Source organism: Actinoplanes sp. NPDC026670 (assembly GCF_040638175.1).
Lineage (GTDB): Bacteria > Actinomycetota > Actinomycetes > Mycobacteriales > Micromonosporaceae > Actinoplanes.
Window position 1 is genome coordinate 191,861 of sequence record NZ_JBEZXU010000008.1, and the last position, 16,876, is coordinate 208,736.

Here is a 16,876-nt window from a genome sequence, read left to right on the forward strand (position 1 = left end):
GCGGCACCGAAGCTGGTTGCCCGCGCGCGGCACCGAAGCTGGTTGCCTGCGGCGCGGCGCTGAAACCGGTTGCCCGCGGCGTAGCCCTGAAACCGGTTGCCCACGGCGCGGGAGCCCGGGAACCATCGGCCGTATGAGCACACCCGAACCGGTCGCCGGAGCACAGCAGGGTCCCGATCCGGCCGCCCGATCGCCGGATGGATCTGATCCGGTCGCCCGATCGCCGGATGGATCTGATCCGGTCGCCCAGGCGCCGCAGGTCTCCGACCTGGTTGACCGCGCATCCCGGGTTCCTGATCTGGTCGCCCGTGCGCATCACCGGGCCGAACGGCTGGGATTCGGCATGTCCTGCGAAGAACCGGTTGGCCCCCTGCTCGCCGTCCTCGCCGCTGGGGTCGCGCCGGGCGGCCGAATCCTGGAGCTCGGCACCGGTGCCGGCATCGGCACCGCCTGGCTGGCCAGCGGCCTGACCGGTCGCGACGACGCCACCCTCACCACCGTCGAACTCGACCCGGTCCTGGTCACCGCCTTCCGGGACTCGCCGTGGCCGTCCTGGACCGAGATCCTCGAAGGCGACGCCGCAGCCCTCCTGCCCGGGCTCGGCCGGTTCGACCTGATCTTCGCCGACGCGGTGGCCGGCAAATGGACCGGTCTCGACCTGACCCTGAACGCCCTGGCCCCCGGCGGAGTCCTGATCGTCGACGACATGGACCTGTCCCGCTACACCGATTCCGAACACCGCGCAGCCGTCCAGCGGGTCGAGGACACCTTGGCCACCGACACGCGCCTGCTCACCGTCCGAATCCCGGCCGGCACCCACCTGACTGTCGCCACCCGCCGCCGCTAGAACACCCTTCGCGGTCGAGGTCTGGGTTCCCTGCCGCGACCTTGTGAGGTTGCCGCTCGTCGTTCGCCGTTCGTCGTTCGCCGTTCGCCGTTCGCCATTCGTCGTTCGCCGCTCGCCGCTCGCCGCTCGCCGCTCGCCGCTCGTGGATCTTGCACGAGTTTTCACGCTCGCGCCGATGTTGCAGCCTTTTGCGCGTCCCGACGGGAAGAAGGCTGCAAGATCTCCCCGGCGCAGTGGATCTTGCACGAAAAGCCACTCCCAAACGTGAAGAACCGTGCAAGATCGCTGCGAAGGTGGAGAACCGTGCAAGATCTACAGGGCTGGCTGGGGCGCTATTCTATTGCGAATAGGATATTTCGGTCATCGGCTGGGCGCCTCAGTTGCGTGCGTGACCGGTGCGACAGCCCGAAGGCTGGGCGGGAAAACGTCGCACGGCAGAGGTTTGACCGCGGACACGGCGAAAGCCTTGAAGCACCTTTCCGGGCAACCGCAACGTCACACGATCTGTGGGACGAGCACGGCCGGGATCGCCTATCCGGCTCGGGTGACGGAGTCCGTGGCCGGTGAGGTGTGAAGTTGATCAGCGGCCTGCCGGGCCGGACGGGGTGCCGGTCGTGGTGCGGACCACCAGGCGGGGCGGGATGATCACGGCCCGGGGGCCGGACGGGGTGCCCTCGATGCGTTCCACCGCGCGTTCGATGGCTCGGGCGGCGAGGCCGTCGATGTCCTGGCCGATCGTGGTCAGGTCGATGTGGGCCAGGCGGCTCAGGCTGGTGTCGTCGTAACCGACGACGCTCAGGTCGCCGGGGACGCTCAGGCCGTTGCGGCGCACCACGTCGAGCAGGCCGGTGGCGCTCAGGTCGTTGAACACGGTCACCGCGGTCGGCGGGTCCACCAGCAGTTTCTCGGCGGCCCGGGCGCCGTCCTCCTCGGCCGCGCCACCCGGCACCACCCGGATGTGCTCGGCCAGGCCGTGCCGGCGCATCGCCTCCTGGTAGCCGGCGCGCCGCTCGGCCGAGCCGTGCACGGTGCCGCCGTCCACGTGTGCGATCCGCTGGTGCCCCAGCGAGACCAGGTGGTCGACGGCCTGGTGGGAGCCGAGCGCGTCGTCGTTGTGCACCACGTCGACGTCCTTGCGGCGGGCGCTGCGCATCATCGCCACCACCGGCAGGCGGGCCGCGATCGACGCCAGTTCGGACGAGCGCATGTTGCCCCCGAACAGGACGATCGCCTCGCACCGGTCCTGGAGCAGGTCGCCGACGGCCGTACGCTCGCCGCGTCTCGGTGTCACCGCGCTCAGGGTGAGCTGGTAACCGGCTGCGCCCGCCGCGTCGTAGAGCCCGGTGAGCAGGTCGTGATGGAACGGGTGCCGCACGTCGAAGACCACCCCGAGCAGCCGGCTGCGGCCGCTGCGCAGCAGGCGGGCCCGGCTGTCCGGCCGGTAGCCGAGCTCCTGCGCGACCTTCAGCACCCGCTCGCGGGTGGACTCCCCGGCGCCCGGCGCGCCCCGCATCACGATCGACACACACGCCACCGACACCCCGGCCTCGGCCGCGACGTCGGCGAGCGTGATCCGCCGCTCCCCTGAACGCATGCCGCGATGGTACGGGGTGTGACAACTAGAACGTTCTACCGACATGGCAACTAGAACGTTCTAGGATCCTGGGAGTGGACACTCTCACCCCCGGCCGTCGCTGGGCCGCCCTGCTCGCGCTCTCCCTCGGCGGCTTCGGGCTCGGCCTGACCGAGTTCTCCGCCATGGGCCTGCTGCCCGAGATGGCTCGCGACCTGCTGCCCGCCGAATACGCCGCCGCGCCGTCGGACGCCGTTGCCCAGGCCGGCTGGATGATCACCAGTTACGCGCTTGGTGTCGTGGCCGGCGCGCCCACCATCGCGGCGCTCACCGCCCGGCTGCCCCGGAAGAAGCTCGTGCTCGGGCTGCTCGGGCTCTTCCTCGTGGGCACCCTGCTGTCAGTCGCAGCGCCCACGTTCGAGCTGGTCCTGGCCGGGCGGTTCGTGGGGGCCCTCGCCCACGGCGCGTACTTCGGCGCGGCCGCGATCCTGGCCGGGCGCATCCTCGGCCCCGGCAACCAGGGCAAAGGCTTCGCCATCGTGCTCGGCGGCCTGACCGCGTCCAACCTGCTCGGGGTGCCACTGGTCACCAGCCTCGGGCAGAGCCACGGATGGCGTACGGCGTACCTCATCGTGTCCTTGATCTTCGCTCTCAGCCTCCTGGCCGTGCTCGCGACCGTGCCCACCGTCGCCGCCGCCCCGGGCGGCTCGCCGCGCGCCGAGTTGCGTGCCTTCCGCTCGCCGCGGGTGTGGCTGGCGTCCGCCGTCGTGGCGGTCGGCACCGCCGGGTTCTTCGCCGTGAACAGCTACATCGCGCCGATCACCACCCAGGTGGCCGGGCTGCCGGACAGCGCCGTGCCCTACGTGATGGCGCTGATGGGGCTCGGCATGACCGTCGGCATCGCGCTCGGCGGGGCGGCCGCCGACCGCGACCTGCGCAAGACCATCAGGTACGGGTTCGGGGCCGTCGTCGCCGCGGTCGTCGTCTTCGGGATCGCCGCCGCCCATCCGGCCGCGCTCTTCCCGGCCGCGTTCCTGGTCGGGGTGACCAGCGCGTTCATCGGGCCGGCGCTCCAGTCGCACCTGATCGAGTCCGCGCCCGGAACCCAGCTGATGGGCGCGGCGGTCAACCAGTCCGCGGCCAACGTCGCCAACAGCCTGGGCGCGGCCCTCGGTGGCGCCGCCATCGCGGCCGGCTGGGGATACGTGTCACCGGTGTGGATCGGCGCCGTCCTGGCCGCGGCCGGTCTGCTGCTCGCGCTCCGCAGCCTGCGTCCCGCCCCGGCGCCTACCCCGGCCGCGGCCCCCGAGCCGGTCCCGGCCTGACCGCCGGCCGTCGCTCACAACGGTCAAACGCACCGCAATACCGCCGTAGGCGACGGCTGGCGGTCGGGCCTGCCGGTCGGCCGTCGCTCACGGTGGTCAAACGCACTGCAATACCGCTTTGGGCGACGGCCGGCGGGTGGCTGTGATTACTAGAACGTTCTATTCACGATGGGACTAGAACGTTCTAGGGTGCGGGGGTGGACACACTGAACTCCGGGCGCCGCTGGGCCGCGCTCATCGCGCTGTCGCTGGGCGGGTTCGGGCTCGGGCTGACCGAGTTCGTCGCCATGGGGCTGCTTCCCGACATGGCACGTGACCTGCTGCCCGGGACGTATGCGGCCTCGGTTCCGGACGCGCTCGCGCAGACCGGGTGGATGATCACGATCTACGCGCTCGGGGTCGTCGTGGGCGCGCCCACCATCGCCGTGCTGACCACCCGGGTGCCCCGGCGGCGGCTCGTCGTCGGGCTGCTCGTGCTGTTCGTGGCCGGGACCGCCGCGTCCGCGCTCGCGCCCACCTTCGAGCTCGTGCTGGCCGCCCGGTTCGTCGCGGCGCTCGGGCACGGGGCGTACTTCGGGGCGGCCGGCATTCTCGCGGCCACCATCCTCGGGCCGGGCAACCACGGCAAAGGCGTGTCGATCGTCATCGGCGGGCTGACCGCGGCCAACCTGATCGGGGTTCCGCTGATCACGGTGCTCGGGCAGTCGCGCGGATGGGAGGCGGCATATCTGGCGGTGGCGGCCGTGTTCGCGTTCAGCCTGGTCGCGGTGCTCACGACCGTACCGTCGACGGATGCCCCGACCGGCGGATCACCTCGCGCCGAACTGCAGGCCTTCCGCTCGCCGCAGGTCTGGCTCGTCGCCCTGGCCGTCGCCGTCGGCACCAGCGGGTTCTTCGCGGTGAACAGCTACGTCGCCCCGATCACCACGCACGTGGCCGGCCTCGAGGAGTCGACGATCCCGTGGGTGCTGGCGGCGATGGGGCTCGGCATGACCGTCGGCATCGCGCTCGGCGGCGTGGCCGCCGACCGTGACCTGCGGCGCAGTGTGCTGTTCGGGTTCGGCGGGCTGATCGGTTCGGTGGCGTTCTTCGCGCTGACCGCGGGACATCCGGCCGGGCTGGTGGTCGGCGCGTTCCTGGTCGGGGCGGCCAGCCTGTTCATCGTTCCGGCGCTCCAGTCGCGGCTGATCACGGTGGCGCCCGGGGCACAGTTGATGGGCGCGGCGGTCAACCAGTCGTCACTGAACATCGCCAACAGCATCGGGGCCGCCCTCGGCGGAACTGTCATCGCGGCCGGGTGGGGTTATCTCGCGTCGGCCTGGCTGGGCATCGCCCTGTCGTTTGCGGGGCTGCTGCTGGCGCTGCTCAGTTTCCGCCTCGACCGGCGTCCGGCGTCTGCCGAGGCGGTGGGGGAGCCGGTCCTGGTCTGAGCGCGGTCCGGACACCGGCGTTGTGATCATCCCGACGGGGCAGGGGCGCTGATCGGAACTCGGCCCCGTCGGCGGGCGTCGGAAACAGCATGACTTTCATCGGCGCTTCGCGTGCTGCCCTGTTCCTCGCCGTTCTCGCCGTGGTCGCCGCCGGGTGCACCTCGGAACGGCCCAGCGTGACCGGCCCGTCCGCGTCGGCGCCTGCCGCATCCGTGCAGCCATCCACGATCCCGGGGTCTCGGGCGCCGGACGGGTGGCAGACCATCGAGTATTCGGGGGTGCGGGTGGACGTGCCCGGGGACTGGGTGCGGGTGGATACCAAGGAGTGCGAGTTCGAGGCCGTGCGGTGGCAACCGGCCGGCGCGCCGGCGTGCCGGGTCACCAGTGGGCTCGTCTTCTACCTGGAGGCGACGTTCGACCCGGCGTACGGGCCCGGCATCCACCAGGGCAAGGACGGCACCTGGTCGGGGTACGTGTTCGCCGGTGAGTACGCGGTCTTCATGGCCGGGACCGACCGCCGGCTGATTCAGGACGTGCTGGACACGGCCCGGCCGCGCGTCCGGCGGTGAGTGGGCAACCAGCCCGGCGGCCGCGTGTCACCGTGCCGGCATCGCATCGACGGGGGGCAGCGATGCCGGCACGGGGTCCTGGTGTCGGGCCTGCTCAGGAGGCCGCGGTGGCGGTGGGCTTGAGGACCGAGCAGGTTTCGACGGCCTTCTTGACCGTGGCGTCGGAGGTGTCCGGGTTCGCGGTGTCGGTGACGCCGTTCTCCTTCAGGCAGTTCTCGTAGGCGGCGTTCGCGCCGCGGCCGCCACCACCGTTGCCGTTGCCGCCGTTGCCGCGGCCGGCGCCCATGCTCGGGCGCAGCGACGCGCAGGCCTCCTGAGCCTTCGTCCAGGTCGCGTCGTCGACACCTTCGGGCTTGCTGAAGGCGCCGCCACCGCCGGGGAAGCCGCCGCCACCACGGGTGCCGCCGCTGCCTTGCGGCCGGGGCTGGCCGGACGGGCGGACCCCGTCGGGCGCGCCCGAGGGGAAGCCGGCTCCGTCCGGGGCGCCGGACGGGCGGGCGCCGCCGTTGCCCATGCCGCCGCCGGGACCGCCGGACGGCATGGTGATGGTGACGCCGTTCTTGCTGAGACATTCGGTGTAGGCCGCGAACGCCGTGTTGCCTCCGCCGTTCTGGCCCGTGGTGCCGCTGTTGTCCGTGGTCGCCTCGTCCGAGCCGCACGCCGCCGAGAAGAGCATGGCGACCGAGACCGCGACGACGGCTACGGCGCGGCGGGGCGCCTTCGAACTGATCACCGGCACGGGGAATCTCCTTAAATCGGCACTGGTGCGGGGACGTGTGAAGGAAAGCGGCCGCACCTGTGCACAAGGTCGGACGATCCTAGGAGTTACCTAAGAACACGTTTCGGTGCTCCGAGCGAACTCCCAGGTAGGACCGAGCCCGCGGCGAGGACTGATCGCCACACTCGGCGACCATGGGTGTTGCACTGGCCGGTCGCCGGCGTTTGATCTGGCTCGCCGTGGCGGTCGTCGTGCTCGCGTTGATCGCCTTCGGCGTGGTGCGTGCGCTGACGGCCGGCGCGGCGCAGGAGGAGTCGAAGGCGGCCGAGCTCGTCGCGGCCGACAAGGGGGCGGTGACCACCGAGGTCGCCACCACCGGCACGTTGCAGGCGGCGCAGACGCGGAGCCTGTCGTTCGCGGTGTCGGCCGAGGTGGAGACGATCAAGGTGCGGGCCGGCAACACGGTGACCGCGGGGCAGGTGCTGGCCACCGTCGACGACGCGGACGCGGCGGAGAAGGTCGACGACGCTTCGACCACCCTGTCGGACGCCTATGACTCCCTCGAGGAAGCCGAGTCGGCTGCCACCTCCACCTCTTCGGGGTCCGAAGGCTGCAATGTGGCGGCGGCCTACACCTCGGTCTCGCCGAGTGCTTCGGTCTCGGCGTCCCCATCGGCGTCGGCTTCTCCGTCGGCCACGGCGTCCCCGACGCCCTCGAAGACGACGTCGAAGCCGCGCGCCACGGCCACGAAGACCTGCTCCACGTCGTCCACCGGCGGCTCCGGCTCGACTCGCGGCGGCGGCTCCAGCAGCGGCGACGCCATCCTCAGCGCTCAGCAGCGGGTCAACGCGGCCGAGGTGGCGCTGGAGGAGGCCGAGGAGAACCTGGAGGGGGCCACCATCAAGGCGCCGATCGCCGGGAAGATCATCTCGGTGAGCGGCAAGGTGGGCAGCACCGCCAAGTCCGGCTCCACCTTCATCACCCTGGCCGACATCTACGACATGCAGATCAGCGCCGACTTCCCGGAGGCCGACGCCGACCACCTGGAGGTCACCCAGAAAGCGGTGATCACCCTCGCCGACCGGCCCGGCGAGACGTTCGACGCGACAGTGGTGCAGGTCGACCCGGTCGGCACCAGCGACGGCACGCTCACCCGGTTCGGTGTGGTGCTCTCCTTCAACGACGCGCCGGACGAGCTGCTCGTCGGGCAGAGCGCCAACGTACGGGTGACAACCGGCAGCAAGGATGATGTGCTGCGGGTGCCCAGCACGGCGGTGCACGATGTGTCCGGGGACAGCGGCACCGTCCTCAAGGACGGCGTCGAAACCCAGGTCAAACTGGGGTTGCGTGGCGACCAGTACACCGAGATCGCCTCCGGGATCACCGAGGGCGACCAGGTCGCGAAGTCCTGGTAAGGCAGGATCCTCTCCACCCGTTCATAGGTCATTCAAAGAAAACGCTGATAGTTCTGTACGGTGCTTTCCGAAACCCGAGGTCCCGTGACCCTCACTGACGCCGCGGCCCGGCCCTTCCGGGTCCTGGTCGTCGACGACGAGCCGAACATCTCCGCGCTGCTCAGCGCGACGCTGCGGCTGGTCGCCTTCGACGTCCGCGTGGCCGAGACCGGACACGGCGCCCTCGTGGCGGTGCAGGAATTCGAGCCGGATCTGATCGTCCTGGACGTGATGCTCCCGGACGTCGACGGGATCGAGGTGGCACGGCGGCTGCGGGCCGCCGGCCACCAGGTTCCGGTCCTGTTCCTCACCGCCCGTGACGCGGTGGAGGATCGCATCCTGGGGCTGTCAGCCGGCGCGGACGACTATGTCACCAAGCCGTTCAGTCTCGAGGAGGTCGTGCTACGGATACGCGCGATCCTGCGCCGCAGCCAGCCGGAGGAGCCGCAAGAGGACACCGGGGTGCTGCGGTACGCGGACCTGGAACTGGACGAGGACGCGCACGAGGTGCGGCGCTCGGGCCGGCTGATCGAGCTGTCCCCGACCGAGTTCAACCTGCTGCGGTACCTGATGATCAACGCGGGCCGGGTGGTCAGCAAGGCACAGATCCTGGACCGGGTGTGGAAGTACGACTTCGGCGGCGACGGCCGGATCGTGGAGTCCTACGTCTACTACCTGCGCCGAAAGATCGACAAGACCGATCCGCCCTTGATCCACACGGTGCGGGGGGTGGGGTACGCGTTGAGGCTGCCCCGAAGCGACGATTGATCCCGTGGCGGTACTGGACTCTCAAATCCAGGCTCGTCCTGGTCGTCGGGGTGCTCTCCGGCGTGGCGCTGATCGTCGCCAACGTGGTCGGGGTGCTGCTGATCCAGCGCTACCTGGAAGACCGTATCGACGAGCAGCTGATCGGGATCAGCCGGCCGATGTCGGAGTTCTCGCCCAGCCCGAACGGCGGCTTCGTCCCGCGCGGCGGCCGCGGTCGTGTCATCGGCCCCGACCAGGTCATCTACTTCATCGACGCGGACGGCACGCTGGACACCAGCCGCAGCGACACCGCCAGCGACGTGCGCCCGGCGGTGCCGTCCCTGGAGGAGGCTGCCGCGCAGGCCGTCACGCGTACGCCCTACACGGTCTCGACCGACGGCGCGGACTGGCGGATGATCGCCGTCGAACGAGGTGACAGCGGCTCGTTCGCGGTGATCGGCACGTCGCTGGACGAGGTCGAGCAGACCACCCAGCAGCTGATGCTGATCGACGCCGGCGTCCTGATGCTGGTACTGACCGCGCTGGCCTTCGGCGCCGCGTTCGTGGTGCGGATCGGGTTGCGGCCGCTCACCGAGATGGAGGCGGTCGCCGCGGACATCTCCGGCGGCAACCTGTCCGGCCGGGTCCCCGGCACCGACCCGCACACCGAACCGGGCCGCCTCGGTCTCGCCCTGAACGCGATGCTCACCCGGATCGAGGGGGAGGTCGACGCGCGTACCGCCTCGGAGCACCGGCTGCGGCAGTTCGTCGCGGACGCCTCGCACGAGTTGCGTACCCCGCTGACCTCGATCCGCGGCTGGGCCGAGCTGTACCGCCGGGGTGGTGCCCCGCCCGGCCCGCAGCTGGACGAGACGATGGGCCGGATCGAGGCCGAGTCGGCGCGGATGGCGGTGCTGGTCGAGGACCTGCTGCGGCTGGCCCGGATGGACCAGCACCGCACCCTCGACCTGCGGCGGATCGACCTGCTGGAGATCGCGGCGGACACCATCCGGGACGCGCACGCCCGGATGCCCGGCCGTCAGGTGCTGCTGGCCGGGCTCAGCGACTTCGAGGACACCTTCGAACCGGCCACCGTGCTGGGCGACGACCACGGGTTGCGGCAGGTGGTGACGAACCTGGTGGCGAACGCGCTGAGCCACACCCCGGACGGCACCACGGTGACGGTCCGGGTCGGGCTGGACGGCGACGACGCGGTGCTCGCGGTGTGTGACGACGGCCCGGGGGTGCCGCCGGAGCACGCGGCGCGCGTCTTCGAGCGGCTCTACCGGGCCGATTCGAGCCGTTCCCGGGCCAAGGGCGGCGGTTCCGGGCTGGGCCTGGCGATCGTGGCGGCCATCGTGCAGCAGCATGCCGGCCGGGTGGAGCTGTTGGAGACCCCGGGCGGCGGGGCCACGTTCCGTGTGGCGTTGCCTGCGGTCGGTGACTCCGTGTGAGGTTTTGAGGTGGCTCCCAGGTTGCGCCGAAGCTCCTCATAGCCCGTAGCTCCAGAGTGTGCGCCATGAAGGTACGTCTGAGCCGCCACCCGTCGTTGGTGGTCAACGCCGTGATCGGCGTAGTGCTCGTCGCCGGGGCCTATACGGTGTACGAGACATTTTCCGGAACCGACGACGGGGCGACGGCCGCGACGGCCTCCGAGCGAACTGTCACCGTCCAGCAGGGCACGGTGACGAAGACCGCCACCGCGGACGGCACGCTGGAGAGCGCCAGCACCGCCAGCGCCACCTTCGAGACCAGCGGCACGGTCACCTCGATCAGCGTCAAGGTCGGTGACAAGGTCAAGAAGGGCCAGGTCCTGGCCAAGGTCGACCCGGCCGCCGCGCAGCGCTCACTGGACGCCGCCGAGGCCGACCTGGACGCCGCCCAGGACTCCCTGGACCGCGCCGAGGACGCCGGCTCGGACACCTCCGACGCCGAGAACCAGGTGACCGAGGCGAACCTCGCGGTCGACGAGGCCGAGGCGGCGGTCGAGGGCACCACCCTGACCGCCCCGATGGCCGGCACGGTCACCGCGGTCAACGGCACGCTCGGCGGCTCGGCCTCCGGAAGCAGCTCGTCGAGCTCCGGTTCCTCCTCAGGCGGCGGCTCCTCGGCCGGTGGTGGCTCGTCGAGCTCCTCGACATCGTCAAGCAGCAGCGGCTTCGTCGAGATCGCCGACCTCACCAAGATGCAGGTGTCGGCCAGCTTCGCCGAGGCGGACGCCACCAGCCTCAAGGACGGCCAGGTCGCCACGGTCACCTGGAACGCGCTCAGCGGCACCTCGCAGAGCGCCAAGGTCGCCGCCATCGACCCGTCCGCGACCACCTCCAACAGTGTGGTCACCTACGGCGTCACCCTCTCCCTGGACAAGGTGCCCACCGGCGCCAAGGTCGGCCAGACCGTCTCGGTCTCGGTCACCACCGGCTCCAAGGAGAACGTGGTCCTGGTCAACGCGGCCGCGATCACCTCGGTCGGCAACCGGCACACGGTCACCGTGGTCGCGGGCGGCGTCCAGGAGAACCGGTCGGTGGAGATCGGCCTGGAGGGCGACAGCGCCACCGAGGTCACCTCCGGGCTCACCGCAGGCGAGCAGGTCGTCGTCAAGACCACCTCGACGAGTACGGGCAGCGGCACCCAGCAGGGTGGCGGCGGATTCCCGGGCGGCGGAACCGGGTTCGGCGGCGGTGGCCTCACCGGTGGCGGCGGGGCGGCCCCCGGCGGCGGCGGGAGGCGTCAATGAGCAAGCCGGTGCTCCAGGTCACCGACCTGAAGAAGATCTACGGCCAGGGCGAGGCGACGGTGCACGCGCTGCGCGGGGTCTCCGCCACCGTGCACCGCGGCGACTACGTGGCCATCATGGGCTCGTCCGGCTCCGGCAAGTCGACCCTGATGAACATCCTCGGCGCGCTCGACATCCCCACCTCCGGGCAGTACCTGCTGGACGGCGTGGACGTGAGCAAGCTGTCCGACGGGCAGCTGGCGCTCGCCCGGAACCGGCTCATCGGGTTCATCTTCCAGTCGTTCAACCTCATTCCGCGTACGACGGCCGTGGCGAACGTGGAGCTGCCGCTGGCGTACGCCGGGGTGAAACCGAAGGAGCGCCGCCGGCGCGCCATGGAGGCCCTCGACGTGGTGGGCCTGGCCGACCGTGGCGGTCACGAGCCCAACCAGCTCTCCGGCGGCCAGCAGCAGCGTGTCGCGGTGGCCCGGGCCCTGGTCACCGAACCGGCGCTGCTGCTCGCCGACGAGCCCACCGGCAACCTGGACTCCAAGTCCACCGACGACGTGCTCCAGGTCTTCGACGACCTGAGCACCGCCGGCCGGACCATCGTGATCATCACGCACGAGGACGAGGTCGGCGCCCGTGCCAAGCGGCTGATCCGCCTGGTCGACGGCGCGATCGTCACCGACGTCCGGCAGTCGCCGATCCACCTGCCGCCGGTCGGCCCGCATCCGGCGGGCCACTCCTATCAGCCACCGGCCGGGCGCGCCGCGGTGTACTCCGGAGGGCGACACTCCCAGTGAACTTCTTCGAGGTAGTCCGTTTCTCGCTGCGCGGCCTGTCGGCCAACAAGCTGCGCTCCGCACTGACCATGCTCGGCATCCTGATCGGTGTCGCCGCGGTCATCCTGCTCGTCGCGGTCGGCAACGGCTCGGCCAAGACGATCAGCGACCGGATCGAGGCGCTCGGCACCAACACCATCACCGTGATGAGCACCGGTCGCGGCGGATCCAGCAGCACCGCCCTCACCAAGGACATGGCCGACGCGCTGATCGACCCGGAGCTGGCGCCGGACGTCAAGTCGGTGTCGCCGGTGGTCAGCTCGTCGTCGGCGACGATGACCTACGAGGGCACCGACCACTCGGTGGCCACCTTCGTCGGCACCACACCGTCCTGGTTCGCCGCCTCCACCACCCCGGTCGGGCGGGGCTCGGCGTTCACTGAGGACGACGTCGACCAGGGCCGGCGGGTCGTGGTGATCGGGCAGACCGTCGCCGAGGAGCTGTTCCCCGGTGTCGACCCGATCGACAAGCAGGTCACCGTCGGCGGCGCGCTGTTCACCATCGTCGGGGTGCTGGCGGAGAAGAGCTCCACCGGCTTCAACGACTCCAACGACACCGCGGTCGCCCCGCTCACCGCGGTGCAGCAGGTGCTCACCGGGTACGGCGCGCTCACCTCGATCATCGTGGAGGCCACCGACCCGGACAAAGTGGACGCCGCCCAGTCCGAGGTGTCCACGATCCTCAACCAGAAGCTGGACGTCGACTCGTCGTCGACCAGCACGCCGTACCGGATCCAGAACGCGTCCTCGCTGCTGGAGACCCAGACCGAGACCGCCGACACGTTCACCACCCTGCTCGGGGCGGTGGCCGCGATCAGCCTGCTGGTCGGCGGCATCGGCATCACCAACATCATGCTCGTGACGGTGACCGAGCGGACCCGGGAGATCGGCATCCGCAAGGCCCTCGGCGCGCCCCGCCGGGTCATCCTGACCCAGTTCCTGATCGAGGCGAGTCTGTTGAGTGTGCTGGGCGGCGCCCTCGGGGTGGCCGCCGCCCTGATCGGGAGCCAGTTCGAGATCGTCGGGGTGAAACCGGTGATCGTGCCCAGTTCGATCGGGTACGCCGTCGGCGTGTCCATCGCGATCGGCCTGTTCTTCGGCGGCCTGCCCGCCGCCCGCGCCGCCCGCCTGCGTCCCATCGACGCGCTGCGCTACGAGTGAGGACCCAGCAATGACGACGATGAACGACGAGACCGCGATCATCACCAAGATCGACGAACCGGACCGCGACGGCCTCTCCGCCGAGCTGGCGGCGGCCGCGCCGAAGAAGTGGTGGAACAAGGGCACCGTCGGCCTCGGGGTGGCGGTGCTGCTGATGGGCGGCTTCCTCGGCGGGGTGCAGGCGCAGAAGCAGTGGGGGACCAGCACCACCAGCGCGGCCGGCGGCTTCCCCAGCGGCGGGATGCGGGGAAGCGGAGGTGGCGGCAACTTCCCGGGCGGGCTGAGCGCCAGCGGCGCCCCCGGCGGCTTCGGCGGCCAGGGATCGGCGGGCACCACGACGGCTGCCGCCGTGGGCACCACCGGGAAGGTCAAGCTGGTCAACGGCAAGACCATCTACGTGGAGACCGAGGACGGCACGGTCGTCACCGTGAAGACCGACGGATCGACCACCGTCAAAACCGCGACGAAGGGCAAGCTCGCCGACGTCAAGGCCGGTCAATCGATCACTGTCGAAGGGGCGACCGCCGACGACGGATCGGTCACCGCGACCTCGGTGACCGCCACGAAATGACCCAGGTGTGACATACCCGCGAACTTATTGATGGGTGTGCGTCTCTGTTCCTAGGCTGACCACTTCAGATCTAGGGGGTGAGAGCCAAGTGCCCTCTCTGCACGGCCGGGAGGCCCTGCTCGCGGCCATCGACGCCCGGCTCTCCGCCGGCGGCGGGGTCGCCCTGCAGGGCCCGCCCGGCATCGGCCGGACCGCGCTGCTCGACGCCGTCGCCGACCAGGCCACGGCCCGGGGCGAGCTGGTCCTGCGCCTGCGCCCGGCCCGGGGCGAGCGGGTTCTGGCCTACGCCGGGATCGCCGACCTCCTCCGCCAGATCCCGGCCGAGGCGGTCGCCGCCCTGGCCCCCGCGCCACGGCACTCGCTCGCCGCAATGCGTCAGGGCCGGCCGTCCCGCACCGGCGTGCCGGCCCTGGCCCGGCGGCTCGTCCTGCCCGAGCTGCTGGCGCACTGCGCGCGTACCGGGCCGGTCCTGATCGTCCTCGACGACGCCCAGTGGCTCGACCCCGAGTCGGCCGAGCTGATCGGTTTCGCCATGCGGCGGCGACCAGGCGCCCGGGTCCGGATGGTCGCCGCCGAGCGCCGCCCCGGCCCGTCCCGCGCCATCCGGCTCTGCCCGGCCCCGGCGGTCGAGCTGGCCGTTGCGCCGCTGTCCCCGGACGATCTGACCGCCCTGCTCGAATCCCACGGGCTGCCCTGCCGGACCGCCAGCCAGCTGCACCGGGCCAGCGGCGGCAACCCGTTCCTCGCCCTGGAGCTCGGCGGCGCCGTCGCCCGCGGACCGTCCTGGCGGCCGGCCCCGCTGCCCGAGACGGTCCGCGAGATGGCCCGCGAACGGCTCGCGCTGCTCCCCGCCGACGTGGCCGAGACGCTGCTCACCGCGGCGCTGGCCACCGAGCCGACGATCGGGCTGATGCTGCGCGCCGGCCGCGACGACGCCGCCCGTGAGCTGCGGGTCGCCGTCGCCGCCGGGGTGATCGAGGTGTCCGGGGAGCGGATCCGGTTCACGCCGCCGATGCTGGGCCAGGTGCTCGCCGAGGAGACTCCGGCGGCCGACCGGAGCCGTGTCCATGCCGGGCTCGCCGCGGCCGCGTACGACCCGGTCGAGGCTCTTCGCCAGCAGGCGCTGCGCACCGCCCGCCCGGACGCCGCAGTGGCCGCCGACCTGGCCGCCGCGGCCGGCCGCTGCGCGCAGCGCGGCGCCGAACGCACCGCCGCCGAGCTGTACCTTCTCGCCGCCGACCGCTGCCCGCCGGACCGGTCCGCGGACCGTCTCGACTGGCTGGTCACCGCCGCCCGCACGGCCATCACCGGCGGCTCACCGGCGCTGGCCGGCCGGGCCGCCGAGGCCGTCCTGGCCGCCGACGCCCCGGCCGGGCACCGGGTCCGGGCCCGGCTGGTGCTGCTCGACCTGGCCGGCCAGGCGCTCGCCGAGATGGGCGAGACGTTCGCCGCCGCGCTCGCCGAAGCCGGCGACGACCCGGTGCTCGCGGCGCCGGTGCGGCTGCGGCTGACCTGGGCCGCGTTCCTGGTCGGCGACCTGGACGCCGGCGCCGACGAGGCCCGCCGGGCCGAGGAGGCCGCCCGGCTCAGTGGCGACCTGACGATCGAGGCGATGGCGCTGACCATGCAGGCGCAGCTCCAGCGGGTGCGCGGCGAGGACCGCTGGCAGGACACCCTGGACCGGGCGATGGCGCTGCCCGCCCCACCGGCGCCCGACTGGCTGCACTACGGCCCGCACTACATGGCCGCCCGGTTCGCGCTCTTCGACGACCGGCTCGACGAGGCCCGCGCAGAACTGCTGCGGTTGCTCGCGGTCGCCGAGCACGACCGGGTCGGCGAAGCCCGGGTCGAGGTGCTGCGCAGCCTCTCCGAGGTGGCCACCAGGGCGGGCCGGTGCCAGGAGGCTCTGCGGTACGCCCACCGCGCGGTCCGGGCCGCACAGGAGGCGGGCCTCAGCCCCGGGCCGACCTGGTACACCGCCGCGGTCGCCGAACTGGCCGGCGGCAGCCTGGAAGCGGCCGCCGGATTCGCCAGGCGCGGCATCAGGTCGTCGCAGCAGGAGGGCGACAGCCTCTACCTGCGCCGGCTGCTGCATGCGCTGGGCCAGGCACAGGTCCGGGCCGGTGACACCCGGGCCGGCGTGGTCACGTTGCGGCAGCTGCGCGACCAGGAGGCGGAGGCGGGCAGCTCCGACCCGATGATCGTCAGGTGGCGCGCCGACCTGGCCGCGGCCCTCGCGTCCCTCGGCGAGCACGCCGAGGCGGCGACCACGCTCGCGCTGGCCCGGGCGGCCGCCGAGCGGCTGGGCAGCACCCCGGCGCTCACCGGTTACCTGCACCGGGCCGCGGCGATTGTCAACTCCGAGTCCGGGCAGGCCGACACGGCGGCCGATCTGGCCAACGCGGCGGCCCGGCACTTCGAGCTGCTGCGGCAGCCCGTCGAGCAGGCTCACGCCCTGCTGGTGGTGGCCGGCGCCGAACGCCGGCGGCGACGATACGCGGCCGCACGGCAGGCGATCGGCGAGGCATCGACCCTTTTCCGTACGGCCGAGGCCCGTCCGTGGCTGCTGGAGGCGGAGCGGGCGCTGGCGCGTACCGAAGGCACTCCCGACCAGGGCCTGACGTCGACCGAACTGCGGATCGCCGGGATGGTGCGGGACGGCGCCAGCAACCGGGAGATCGCCACCCGCCTGTACCTGAGTGTCAAGACCGTCGAGGCCACGCTGACCCGGGTGTACCGCAAGCTCGGTGTGCGCTCCCGGACCCAGTTGCTGTCGGCCCTGCCGGTCGGGACCGTTATTCCCGTGGGCGAGATCACCAACCCGTCCTGACCAGCGGATCCACAACGCACAGTGACCCGGGTTACCGGAATCCGGTGGTGGCGATCACTTTCCGCACAGGAGTTTTACCTGGTGGATTTGG

14 protein-coding genes are annotated in these 16,876 nt (G+C 71.8%); 12 read left to right on the top strand and 2 right to left on the bottom strand.

The window, feature by feature from the left end; translation table 11 throughout:
- Nucleotides 1-133 precede the first annotated feature (133 nt).
- Nucleotides 134-847, top strand: a complete 714-nt coding sequence (locus AB0E94_RS10885; RefSeq protein ID WP_360324993.1) for a class I SAM-dependent methyltransferase — start codon at nt 134-136, stop codon at nt 845-847.
- A 580-nt stretch (nt 848-1,427) separates the two neighbouring features.
- On the opposite strand, the gene AB0E94_RS10890 is transcribed toward AB0E94_RS10885, so the two are convergent.
- Nucleotides 1,428-2,441: a LacI family DNA-binding transcriptional regulator gene (locus AB0E94_RS10890; RefSeq protein ID WP_360324996.1), complete on the bottom strand. Its 1,014-nt coding sequence runs from the start codon at nt 2,439-2,441 to the stop codon at nt 1,428-1,430.
- A 74-nt stretch (nt 2,442-2,515) separates the two neighbouring features.
- Between AB0E94_RS10890 and AB0E94_RS10895 the strand changes: the two genes are divergently transcribed.
- From AB0E94_RS10895 to AB0E94_RS10905, 3 genes are all read left to right on the top strand, one after another.
- A complete protein-coding gene (locus AB0E94_RS10895) occupies nt 2,516-3,745 on the top strand; it encodes an MFS transporter (RefSeq protein WP_360324998.1) in 1,230 nt (409 codons plus the stop codon).
- A gap of 197 nt (nt 3,746-3,942) precedes the next feature.
- Complete coding sequence (locus AB0E94_RS10900) at nt 3,943-5,175, top strand: MFS transporter (protein WP_360325001.1); 1,233 nt, start codon at nt 3,943-3,945, stop codon at nt 5,173-5,175.
- An 89-nt stretch (nt 5,176-5,264) separates the two neighbouring features.
- A complete protein-coding gene (locus AB0E94_RS10905) occupies nt 5,265-5,744 on the top strand; it encodes a hypothetical protein (protein ID WP_360325004.1) in 480 nt (159 codons plus the stop codon).
- A gap of 94 nt (nt 5,745-5,838) precedes the next feature.
- Here AB0E94_RS10905 and AB0E94_RS10910 read toward each other — a convergent pair whose 3' ends face one another.
- Nucleotides 5,839-6,483, bottom strand: coding sequence for a hypothetical protein (locus AB0E94_RS10910; RefSeq protein ID WP_360325006.1), 645 nt, complete (start codon nt 6,481-6,483; stop codon nt 5,839-5,841).
- A 173-nt stretch (nt 6,484-6,656) separates the two neighbouring features.
- Between AB0E94_RS10910 and AB0E94_RS10915 the strand changes: the two genes are divergently transcribed.
- From AB0E94_RS10915 to AB0E94_RS10950, 8 genes are all read left to right on the top strand, one after another.
- Nucleotides 6,657-7,877 (top strand): efflux RND transporter periplasmic adaptor subunit, encoded by a 1,221-nt coding sequence (locus AB0E94_RS10915; protein ID WP_360325009.1) that lies wholly within the window; start codon nt 6,657-6,659, stop codon nt 7,875-7,877.
- A gap of 84 nt (nt 7,878-7,961) precedes the next feature.
- A complete protein-coding gene (locus AB0E94_RS10920) occupies nt 7,962-8,684 on the top strand; it encodes a response regulator transcription factor (protein WP_360325011.1) in 723 nt (240 codons plus the stop codon).
- A complete protein-coding gene (locus AB0E94_RS10925; RefSeq protein WP_360325014.1) occupies nt 8,681-10,117 on the top strand; it encodes a HAMP domain-containing sensor histidine kinase in 1,437 nt (478 codons plus the stop codon). The genes AB0E94_RS10920 and AB0E94_RS10925 overlap by 4 nt, the downstream gene beginning before the upstream one ends.
- A gap of 65 nt (nt 10,118-10,182) precedes the next feature.
- Nucleotides 10,183-11,400: a biotin/lipoyl-binding protein gene (locus AB0E94_RS10930; RefSeq protein WP_360325017.1), complete on the top strand. Its 1,218-nt coding sequence runs from the start codon at nt 10,183-10,185 to the stop codon at nt 11,398-11,400.
- The gene (locus AB0E94_RS10935) at nt 11,397-12,185 is read left to right on the top strand and encodes an ABC transporter ATP-binding protein (protein WP_360325019.1); all 789 of its coding nucleotides are present in this window, start codon (nt 11,397-11,399) and stop codon (nt 12,183-12,185) included. The genes AB0E94_RS10930 and AB0E94_RS10935 overlap by 4 nt, the downstream gene beginning before the upstream one ends.
- The gene (locus tag AB0E94_RS10940) at nt 12,182-13,384 is read left to right on the top strand and encodes an ABC transporter permease (protein ID WP_360325022.1); all 1,203 of its coding nucleotides are present in this window, start codon (nt 12,182-12,184) and stop codon (nt 13,382-13,384) included. Before AB0E94_RS10935 ends, AB0E94_RS10940 begins: the two co-directional genes overlap by 4 nt.
- Nucleotides 13,385-13,394: 10 nt before the next feature.
- A complete protein-coding gene (locus AB0E94_RS10945; RefSeq protein ID WP_360325025.1) occupies nt 13,395-13,955 on the top strand; it encodes a hypothetical protein in 561 nt (186 codons plus the stop codon).
- A gap of 88 nt (nt 13,956-14,043) precedes the next feature.
- Nucleotides 14,044-16,785, top strand: coding sequence for an AAA family ATPase (locus tag AB0E94_RS10950; protein ID WP_360325027.1), 2,742 nt, complete (start codon nt 14,044-14,046; stop codon nt 16,783-16,785).
- Nucleotides 16,786-16,876 lie beyond the last annotated feature (91 nt).